The organism is Bacillus sp. AFS098217, assembly GCF_002551815.1.
GTDB lineage: Bacteria > Bacillota > Bacilli > Bacillales > Bacillaceae_G > Bacillus_A.
Window position 1 is genome coordinate 1 of sequence record NZ_NVPR01000121.1, and the last position, 8,742, is coordinate 8,742.

At 36.4% G+C, this 8,742-nt stretch carries 11 protein-coding genes, 1 pseudogene and 1 riboswitch; of the genes and pseudogenes, 7 read left to right on the plus strand and 5 right to left on the minus strand.

The genetic code is table 11. The features are described 5' to 3' along the window. Both COO03_RS23280 and COO03_RS23285 read left to right on the plus strand, forming a co-directional pair. Positions 1 to 375: LPXTG cell wall anchor domain-containing protein (locus COO03_RS23280; protein WP_257132053.1), on the plus strand; the 375-nt coding region annotated here is incomplete at its 5' end. Positions 376 to 590: 215 nt separating this feature from the next. After that, on the plus strand, positions 591 to 785 hold the full coding sequence (locus tag COO03_RS23285; RefSeq protein ID WP_097963282.1) for a Cna B-type domain-containing protein: 195 nt from the start codon (positions 591 to 593) through the stop codon (positions 783 to 785). A gap of 165 nt (positions 786 to 950) precedes the next feature. Here the strand turns inward: COO03_RS23285 and COO03_RS27230 are convergent, their stop codons facing one another. After that, complete coding sequence (locus COO03_RS27230; protein WP_154724646.1) at positions 951 to 1,097, minus strand: hypothetical protein; 147 nt, start codon at positions 1,095 to 1,097, stop codon at positions 951 to 953. A gap of 127 nt (positions 1,098 to 1,224) precedes the next feature. On the opposite strand from COO03_RS27230, the gene COO03_RS23290 reads away from it, so the two are divergent. Together COO03_RS23290 and COO03_RS23295 are read left to right on the plus strand one after the other, a co-directional pair. Beyond that, entirely contained in the window at positions 1,225 to 1,548 is a 324-nt protein-coding gene (locus COO03_RS23290) for an iron-sulfur cluster biosynthesis family protein (protein ID WP_097899386.1), read from the plus strand. Positions 1,549 to 1,661: 113 nt separating this feature from the next. Next, complete coding sequence (locus tag COO03_RS23295; protein ID WP_097899387.1) at positions 1,662 to 2,567, plus strand: DMT family transporter; 906 nt, start codon at positions 1,662 to 1,664, stop codon at positions 2,565 to 2,567. A 28-nt stretch (positions 2,568 to 2,595) separates the two neighbouring features. Here the strand turns inward: COO03_RS23295 and COO03_RS23300 are convergent, their stop codons facing one another. After that, entirely contained in the window at positions 2,596 to 2,817 is a 222-nt protein-coding gene (locus COO03_RS23300; RefSeq protein ID WP_097899388.1) for a hypothetical protein, read from the minus strand. Positions 2,818 to 3,074: 257 nt separating this feature from the next. Between COO03_RS23300 and COO03_RS23305 the strand changes: the two genes are divergently transcribed. Next, positions 3,075 to 3,446: an ATP synthase subunit I gene (locus COO03_RS23305; RefSeq protein WP_097899389.1), complete on the plus strand. Its 372-nt coding sequence runs from the start codon at positions 3,075 to 3,077 to the stop codon at positions 3,444 to 3,446. Between the two features lie 332 nt (positions 3,447 to 3,778). On the opposite strand, the gene pckA is transcribed toward COO03_RS23305, so the two are convergent. Continuing rightward, positions 3,779 to 5,365 carry a phosphoenolpyruvate carboxykinase (ATP) gene (gene pckA, locus COO03_RS23310; protein ID WP_097899390.1) on the minus strand — a complete coding sequence of 529 codons (1,587 nt, stop codon included), beginning with the start codon at positions 5,363 to 5,365 and terminating at the stop codon, positions 3,779 to 3,781. Between the two features lie 227 nt (positions 5,366 to 5,592). Continuing rightward, a riboswitch (SAM riboswitch) is annotated at positions 5,593 to 5,715 on the plus strand. A 165-nt stretch (positions 5,716 to 5,880) separates the two neighbouring features. Here pckA and metK point away from each other — a divergent pair. Beyond that, a complete protein-coding gene (gene metK, locus COO03_RS23315; RefSeq protein ID WP_097899391.1) occupies positions 5,881 to 7,080 on the plus strand; it encodes a methionine adenosyltransferase in 1,200 nt (399 codons plus the stop codon). A gap of 148 nt (positions 7,081 to 7,228) precedes the next feature. Here metK and COO03_RS23320 read toward each other — a convergent pair whose 3' ends face one another. Together COO03_RS23320 and COO03_RS23325 are read right to left on the minus strand one after the other, a co-directional pair. Then, on the minus strand, positions 7,229 to 7,417 hold the full coding sequence (locus COO03_RS23320; protein ID WP_097899392.1) for a hypothetical protein: 189 nt from the start codon (positions 7,415 to 7,417) through the stop codon (positions 7,229 to 7,231). A gap of 6 nt (positions 7,418 to 7,423) precedes the next feature. Beyond that, on the minus strand, positions 7,424 to 7,603 hold the full coding sequence (locus tag COO03_RS23325; protein ID WP_097899393.1) for a hypothetical protein: 180 nt from the start codon (positions 7,601 to 7,603) through the stop codon (positions 7,424 to 7,426). Between the two features lie 381 nt (positions 7,604 to 7,984). Between COO03_RS23325 and COO03_RS23330 the strand changes: the two are divergent. Beyond that, positions 7,985 to 8,742: pseudogene (locus tag COO03_RS23330) on the plus strand (RNA-guided endonuclease InsQ/TnpB family protein); the annotation flags it as partial.

The following is an 8,742-nucleotide window of genomic DNA, read 5'->3' on the forward strand; positions in this document are numbered from 1 at the left end:
CCAGGCAAGGATCCAAACAAGGATCCAAACACCGGTACAGAGACGGGAACAGGTACAGACCCAGGTACAAATACAAACACAGAGATAAATCCAGGTACAAACACAAGCACAGAGACAGACCCGGGTACAAACACAAGCACAGAGACAAATCCAGGTACAAACACAAATACAGAGACAAATAAAAATACCAACAAAGTTACAAACAAAGATACAAATACAAATAACGCTTCAAAAGTTCCACCTACTAAAGGAAATGATAAGAAGACAGCATTACTTCCTAAAACAGGAGGAACACCAACGGAACTTATTTCAATGTTTGTAGGTGTGTTGTTGTTAGTCTTTGGGGGAATCTTATTCCGTCGTCAACGAGGTTAATAAAAAATTAGATCATTTATAGTACTACGATGCTAGTATTGTAGTCATTAAGTAAAAAAAACATGCCAGGTGCTGAAAAGCGCTTGGCATGTTTTTTATTAGAAGTCTCCCACATCAATTTGTGTAAGGAATTATAGAACCAACAAATTGGTGGGAGATGAATATTTTTACGCGACAAGATATATATATACATTACAAATACAAAAGTGTCCTAGATAACAGTAGTAGAAGGAACAAAGACATGGAAAGACGATAATGCGACAAACCGTCTGAAAAAGGTCAAAGTAGACTTACTACAAAATGGTCAAGTCATTAGAACGCAAGAAGTAACAGAAGTAAGCAGTTTGAAGTATACGCTTACAAAGATAGTGGCATGCGACGCCGAAGGTAAGCTGCATATGAATCATTAGAGAAAATGAAAATTCAAACCTTGCAATTACAATCCTCATTTTTGTATGTAGGTATACATATATCTTGATATTATTGTAACAATATTACATCCAAATAACAAGATATAAAGTTATAAGAAGTAAAGTTTTGGTAAAATTGGTTTTGTAAATTAAGTTATTTCTTTTTCATACTGCGAGTTTTTTCAAACAATCAACTATTAAGAGAATGAAAAAGGATCCGCTAATAAAGCGACTGAAGGCACTATCTTTTCCGTATTTTTTGATTTGAAATAAATGATCTAGTGCATGTTGTACTTCTTTTAAAGTTGGCATAATAAATCCTCCTTCATCACAGATAGTATATATTAGTCTTAATTTTCTATATATAATAAACAGGTAAAATGTATGAAAAGAATGATACAATATAAAAATTACGTGTAGAAATAGGGAGGAACACAATATGTACGTTACTGTAACAGATGCAGCATATAAAAGGATTATGGATACGATTCCAAGTGAAGCGAATTATATAAAGTTATTTTATGATAATGAAGGATGCGGCTGTGTGATGAGTGGAATTATCGATTTAGTAGCTGTATCAGAGAAAGATGACCGTGATGTGGACATTGAATCTAATAAATTACAGTTTATTGCAGATCGCACGAAGCTTGTGTTTATGGATGATAAGTTAATTGTTGATTTGCACGAATCAGGGGGACATTTTCAGCTGAAAAGCCCGAGTCAATTTTATAATCCAAACATGAAACTTCATATTCGAGTATAACGAATTAAGAAGGGGCGAATTGTGCGCTCCTTTTTCTTATAACATTCTTCGGCTAATAAAATGTACATTAGATTGAATTTTCTGTATAATTCTCTTTGCGGAGGGATGTGCGTATGAGAAGATGGGGGATTGAATTATTACTTTTAAGTGTTGTGATTATTTGGGGTGTTAATTATACAATTGCGAAATATGGGCTGGAAGAATTTACAGCACTTGAGTTTACGGCACTTCGTATGATAGCAGCGGCACCGCTATTATTAGTACTTACATTTTATATTGAAAAGTCACTGTACATGGAGGGAAGAGATATACCAAGGCTTGTTATTGTCAGTATTGTTGGCATTGCCTTGTATCAAACTTTATTTATGGAAACTGTTAAATATACATCTGCAACAAACGCTTCGTTACTTATTTCCATTTCACCTATTTTTACCACAATGTTTGCAATTTTACTTAAACAAGAGAAATTTTCTTCTCGAAAGTTAGTTGGCTCTATTATAGCTTGCACTGGCGCAGCTCTTGTTTTATTAGCAGGGCATTCACTTGCGGGGTCTTTTTATGGAAATGGAGTTGGACTCATTACATCGATGTGCTGGGGGCTATATCCAGTACTAGCAGGGCCGCTTATTAAAAAATATTCAGCACTTCGTGTGACGGCGTGGTCAGCGGTTGTTGGAGCGATCCCGCTTGTCATATTGAGCGGGTGGCATATTTTTTCGTTACCGTTTCAGATTGAACAAGGAATGACATGGTTTGCGCTATTATATTCTATTTTCTTTGTAACGGTATTCGGTTTAGTTATGTGGTATATCGGAGTTCAAAAAATTGGTGCATCTCATACGATGGTGTATATGTATATTACACCGCTTGTGGCGGTTTTATTTGCAGCAGTATGGGCGAAGGAACATATTTCATTGCAGCAAGTGATTGGCGGGGGGATTATTTTTCTCGGTTTATGGTTTGTGAAGTCGGAAAAATTAGAAGCACGGCCTGCCGTATCAGAACATATATCAAAATAGGAAAGTAGATCATTCATGATCTGCTTTCCTATTTTTTTATTTTTGGTAAAAATATAAGAAATAAAATAGCGGTAATAAGTGGGATTAAGTTGAGAAAAGGTATGCGAAACAGTGCAATGAGAATGATACCAGGAAGAAGGACACCGAGGACAGCATAGAAGATACTATGATTTTTGGTGTACCAATATAATGAGAGCCCAATAAGTGCAGGGATAATGAAATGAATGAGAGCCATTAAAAAATAAACCATTAGTCGCCCCCTTTATTTGTGTACTTACTACATCATATCCATATGTTCATAGATTGATATCAACTTTTTCGTAAATGGATGAAAAAATGTTTGCAAAAACGTCACAAAATATCCTGAACTGACATTATAAATCTTGTATAATGTTATTTCCGAAAAATATTTTAATAACATAGAGATAGTGTTTATATTGTTTTTTTCTTTGAATGTAACAGACGAGATCTGATGATATGTAAATAAGATGATAAAAGGAGTACAGCATGATTAATATGTCACTAAGGGCGTTTAAAATCCAAATGTATTATTTATTAGGCATAATGTTATTAGGGTGGGCAATAACACCTTTTTCTGCTCACTTTTTAGGTATGGGAATTGGACTCATTGTTAGTATGTATTGCGTTTGGATTTTAGGAAGACGCATTGAAAAGCTTGGAGATAGTGTTGTAAAAAAAACGAAGGCACCAACGCTCGGTATGATTAATCGATTTGCGGCAGCAATACTTGGTGCAATTATTATGTATGAGATCGAACACCATATGGTCATGTGGGCATTTGCTGTTGGTATTATGGGTGGTTATTTCTTAATCGTAATAAATTTAGGGTATTACAGCATGAAAGATGAGAAGAAATAGATAACGACATAAAACCTTTCTTTTTGGGTGGAAAAGAGCGTCCGGCGATGGATAGAGGCGGTTAGTGCCTTTTTCCGCCCCATGCCATGTGAAAACAAAAGGAGAAAGAGAGTGGGGAATTTGTTTTTATTTCCAAAGCTGCGATTTATATGTTGAAAAATCCAAGTGGATATAAAGAAAGAGGCTTACGACAAAATCGTAAGCCTCTTTTTATTGTAAGTATGTGTAACCTGCAAAGCCGCATTGGGTTTTGTCGGTGAGTACGCATGCCTTTTAGGTTACAACATACTTATTCATATGAGTAAAGGGTCATTCATACAGTAAAAGGTAAATTAAGCGATTGGACCGCCAAGGTTGATAATGCTTTCAGAAACGCTATTGAACTTCTTGAAGTTTTCTTTGAATTTGCCAGCAAGTTCAAGTGCTTTTGCTTTGTAAGCAGATTTATCAGCCCATGTTTGTTCAGGCATTAGTACTTCATCAGGTACACCAGGTACATGAAGTGGAACTTCAAGACCGAAAATGTCATGTTTTGCTGTTTCCACTTTATCAAGTTCACCATTTAGTGCAGCTTGCACCATTGCGCGAGTGTAACCTAAGTTCATACGTTTTCCAACGCCGTATTCGCCACCAGTCCAGCCAGTGTTTACTAAGAATACTTTTGCATCGTGTTTCTCGATTTTTTCACCAAGCATTTCCGCATAGCGAGATGCATCAAGCGGTAAGAATGGTGAACCGAAGCAAGTTGAGAATGTAGCTTGCGGAGATGTAACACCGCGCTCAGTTCCTGCTAGTTTACTAGTGTAACCGCTTAAGAAGTGGTACATAGCTTGTTCTTTCGTTAACTTACTGATTGGAGGCAATACGCCAGATGCATCAGCAGTTAAGAAAATAATTGTATTTGGATGTCCTGCAACACTTGGTAATACGATATTGTCAATCGCATGGATTGGGTATGCAGCACGTGTATTTTCCGTTAATGCTGTATCATTATAATCTGCAACGCGTGTTTGGTTGTCAACTACAACGTTTTCTAATACTGATCCAAACTTAATTGCATCAAAGATTTGTGGCTCTTTTTCGTGAGAAAGGTTAATACATTTTGCGTAGCAACCGCCTTCAATATTGAATACACCATTATCAGACCAGCCGTGCTCATCATCACCAATTAATTTACGTTGTGGATCAGCTGATAATGTTGTTTTACCTGTTCCAGATAAACCGAAGAATAAGGCTACGTCACCTTCTTCACCTACGTTTGCAGAGCAGTGCATAGAAAAGATATCTTGTTCTGGAAGTAAGAAGTTCATGATGGAGAAGATAGATTTTTTCATTTCTCCAGCGTATTCTGTACCACCGATTAGTACGATACGTTTTTCAAATGAAACCATAATAAATGCTTCAGAGTTTGTGCCGTCAATTGCTGGATCTGCTTTAAAGTTTGGTGCAGAAACAATTGTAAACTGTGCTTCATGATTTTTTTCTTCTTCTTCAGTCGGACGAATAAATAATTGATGTACGAATAAATTGTGCCATGCATATTCGTTAACAACTTGAATTGGAAGACGATAGTTACGGTCAGCACCAGCGAATCCTTTAAATACGAATAGTTCATCTTTTTCTTTTAAGTATTCTAACACTTTTGTATATAATTTATTAAAATGTTCTTCAGAAATCGGTTGGTTTACAGATCCCCAAGCAATTTTGTCTGCAACCGATGCTTCTTTCACAATAAATTTGTCTTTAGGAGAACGTCCTGTATATTTACCTGTTGAAGCAGAAACAGCGCCAGTAGAAGTTAATTTTCCTTCGTTTCTCATTAATACTTTTTCCACTAACTGTGGAACGCTTAGTTGAACCTGTGCATTGCTTCCGTTCAGTAATTCATGTAATCCAATTTGGACATTCACAGTACTCATATTTATATACCATCCTTTTCATTTTATGAAATGTTTCTCGTAATCCCACTAAGAGTATAACACAATCATATAAATAATGTATACTATTTATTTATTTTTGTTTGTGCGAATGCAATATTTTCCTATTAATATTTTGCTCGATATACACTGCGAAAAACTTGTAGGAATATGTGAATATTAATTGACAAATGAATGTCATTTCTTTAGTATAGGTTGGGACGGATACTCTCTTATCCCGAGCTGGCGGAGGGACAGGCCCGATGAAGCCCAGCAACCTCACTTGTAATGGTAATAAACAAGTGAATAGGTGCTAAAACCTGTGCGAGGCTAAAGGTCTCGAACGATAAGAGCGAAGGGCAAAAAGCAGTATGCAAGTAGCAAATTAAACCTTTCCTCTATATAATAGGAAAGGTTTTTCTTTATACTTGTGTGGGAATATATGAATGTCGCAGTTTGTGGCAAGTTAAGGATGAGTTCCGTACAATATATACAATTACTGTAGGGAGGTTTACCACATGACAAAACAACGTCATCTATTCACATCTGAGTCTGTAACTGAAGGACATCCAGATAAAATTTGTGACCAAATTTCTGATTCAATTTTAGATGCGATCTTAGAAAAAGACGCAAACGCACGTGTAGCTTGTGAAACAACAGTAACAACTGGTTTAGTATTGGTAGCGGGGGAAATTACGACTTCTACTTATGTAGATATTCCAAAAATCGTTCGTGAGACAATCCAAGGTATCGGTTATACTCGTGCAAAATACGGATTCGATGCAGAAACTTGTGCAGTTTTAACATCTATCGATGAGCAATCTGCTGACATCGCTATGGGTGTTGACCAAGCGTTAGAAGCACGTGAAGGTCAAATGACTGACGCTGAGATTGAGGCAATTGGTGCAGGAGACCAAGGTTTAATGTTTGGTTTCGCATGTAATGAAACAAAAGAATTAATGCCACTTCCAATCTCACTTGCTCACAAATTAGCTCGTCGTTTAACGGAAGTTCGTAAAGATGAAACATTAGAATATTTACGTCCAGACGGTAAAACGCAAGTTACAGTTGAGTATGATGAAAATGGTAAGCCAGTACGCATCGATACAATTGTAATTTCTACACAGCACCATCCAGAAGCTACATGGGAACAAATCGATCGTGACTTAAAAGAGTACGTAATTAAAGCTGTAGTACCAGCAGAATTAATGGATGAAGAAACGAAATTCTTCATTAACCCAACTGGCCGCTTTGTAATCGGTGGACCACAAGGGGATGCTGGTTTAACAGGACGTAAAATTATCGTTGATACTTACGGTGGATACGCTCGTCACGGCGGCGGTGCATTCTCTGGTAAGGATGCAACAAAAGTTGACCGTTCTGCAGCATACGCAGCTCGTTATGTTGCGAAAAACATCGTAGCAGCTGGTCTTGCTGACAAAGCAGAAGTACAACTTGCATACGCAATCGGCGTAGCACAACCGGTATCAATTTCAGTTGATACATTCGGCACTGGCAAAGTATCTGAAGAAGTACTAGTAGAATTAGTTCGTAATAACTTCGATCTTCGCCCAGCTGGTATCATCAAAATGTTAGACTTACGTCGCCCAATTTACAAACAAACAGCAGCTTACGGCCACTTCGGACGTACTGATGTAGATCTTTCATGGGAACGTACAGACAAAGCAGCAACTTTAAAAGAGCAAGCTGGTCTATAATATAGGAAGAAAAAGCTTTGCGCCTTCGCGCAAAGCTTTTTTATTTGTAAAAATGCATAAAGCTCTCTTTATTAGCAGATTGTAAATAACGTTGTAATGTATGTAATGCATACCCAGGACTTTTTATAAGCCCCCACTTCAAAACGTGTTAGCGTTTAAGTGGTGGATAGTTGACTACTTCGACACATGAACCACAATATACTTCACCCTCAAGCTCAATATATTTCTTTATATTTGTCATCCCGCTTGCGGGTAATGGCATATAAATCCACGATTTTTCATAAGTTTCAATCTCTTTACCACATGATTTACAAAGTATTGGCTTTTTCCGGAACATTGGTCATCATCCTTTCTTCTGGCGGGATTTTCCAGCACAAAAAGCACTGCATAGCAAAAATAGCGTTGCAAATCCCCAGCCACCAATTGCTGAATATGGAACAGCATCCTTTAGCGCCATTCCAGCACTGATGGAAGCGACAAATAGAAGGATAAATACCGTTGTGAGTTTTTTATAAAGTTCCATGAACGAGCCCCCTAATTATGAAAAATTATTTGGTATATATCAGATTGCTTCGTGCGAATTTAAATGCAATGAAATAAATAGCGAGTAAGAGAGGAATTGCTGTACTTGTTAAGTATGTACGGTTAGAATCATAGGACCTCTTTTTTATGGTTATATATACCAATATTGTATCATAATGTTTTAGGCGTCCACTAGATAATTATGTAAATGTGATGTACTGCACATTTGAGAGAACTTCTATCATATCTTTCAAGAGGACTCCCACCTCTAAACATATGTGAAGGTGGTGAGGTGAATCGGAAAAATATATTATTTTCAAGCTAAATGACGGAAACATATGTTCTTGTTTTGGTATAATACCCTTAACAAGGAGGTGAAAAAATGACAACAGAAAATCAAATGAATTATAAAACTCTTCAGATTTGGATTAAAAAAGGACATCGTATGTATTCTTATTTTCAAGAATCTTGCCAAAACGCTAAAAACATGTATAACACGACAAACTTTTATATACGACAAGTGTATACAGGTTTGACACAAGATAAGGAATTGCAACCCTTACAAAAAGAAGTTTTGGATACAATTGATAAAAACATTGGGAAGATGAATGGTGCACAACTTCTTGCCTATCAAAAGAAATTGGGAAAAGAGAAAACAAAACCAAAAGAAAAACAAAAAGAAGTGAAATGTAATTTGTTTTCAGAACCAACTACAGAAAAACCTTATGTAGATTATCATTTTCTGGATGCATTATTTAAAGCGATGATTCAGAAGGATTATCGTGCTTTGCCTACGCAATCTAGTCAATCAATCATGAAAAATGTATTCCAAAATTGGAAGTCTTTTTTTGCTAGTTTAAAAAATTATAAAAAGAATCCCAACAAATATACTGGAAAACCTAGAATTCCAAAGTATATTCGTTCTTCTGAAAAGGAAGTCTTGTATACAAATCAAGATTGTGTCATTAAAAATGAAAAGTTTTTAAAGTTTCCAAAGACAAAATTGCAATTAAACATTTGGAAATTGGGGTTTACTGAAGGTAAACTGAAGCAAGTTCGTGTTATCCCAAAATACAATGGATATGTGGTGGAGTTAGTGATAGATGTTCCTTTAGGACACCAATCCGTTGAAGAGAATGG

Bases quoted from the DNA above. Each gene is read 5' to 3' on its own strand.
- COO03_RS23300 (WP_097899388.1), bottom strand. From the start codon at position 2,817: ATGGTTTATTTTTTAATGGCTCTCATTCATTTCATTATCCCTGCACTT.
- COO03_RS23325 (WP_097899393.1), bottom strand. From the start codon at position 7,603: ATGGAACTTTATAAAAAACTCACAACGGTATTTATCCTTCTATTTGTC.
- COO03_RS23320 (WP_097899392.1), bottom strand. From the start codon at position 7,417: ATGTTCCGGAAAAAGCCAATACTTTGTAAATCATGTGGTAAAGAGATT.
- COO03_RS23290 (WP_097899386.1), top strand. From the start codon at position 1,225: ATGTACGTTACTGTAACAGATGCAGCATATAAAAGGATTATGGATACG.
- metK (WP_097899391.1), top strand. From the start codon at position 5,881: ATGACAAAACAACGTCATCTATTCACATCTGAGTCTGTAACTGAAGGA.
- pckA (WP_097899390.1), bottom strand. From the start codon at position 5,365: ATGAGTACTGTGAATGTCCAAATTGGATTACATGAATTACTGAACGGA.
- COO03_RS23295 (WP_097899387.1), top strand. From the start codon at position 1,662: ATGAGAAGATGGGGGATTGAATTATTACTTTTAAGTGTTGTGATTATT.
- COO03_RS23305 (WP_097899389.1), top strand. From the start codon at position 3,075: ATGATTAATATGTCACTAAGGGCGTTTAAAATCCAAATGTATTATTTA.
- COO03_RS27230 (WP_154724646.1), bottom strand. From the start codon at position 1,097: ATGCCAACTTTAAAAGAAGTACAACATGCACTAGATCATTTATTTCAA.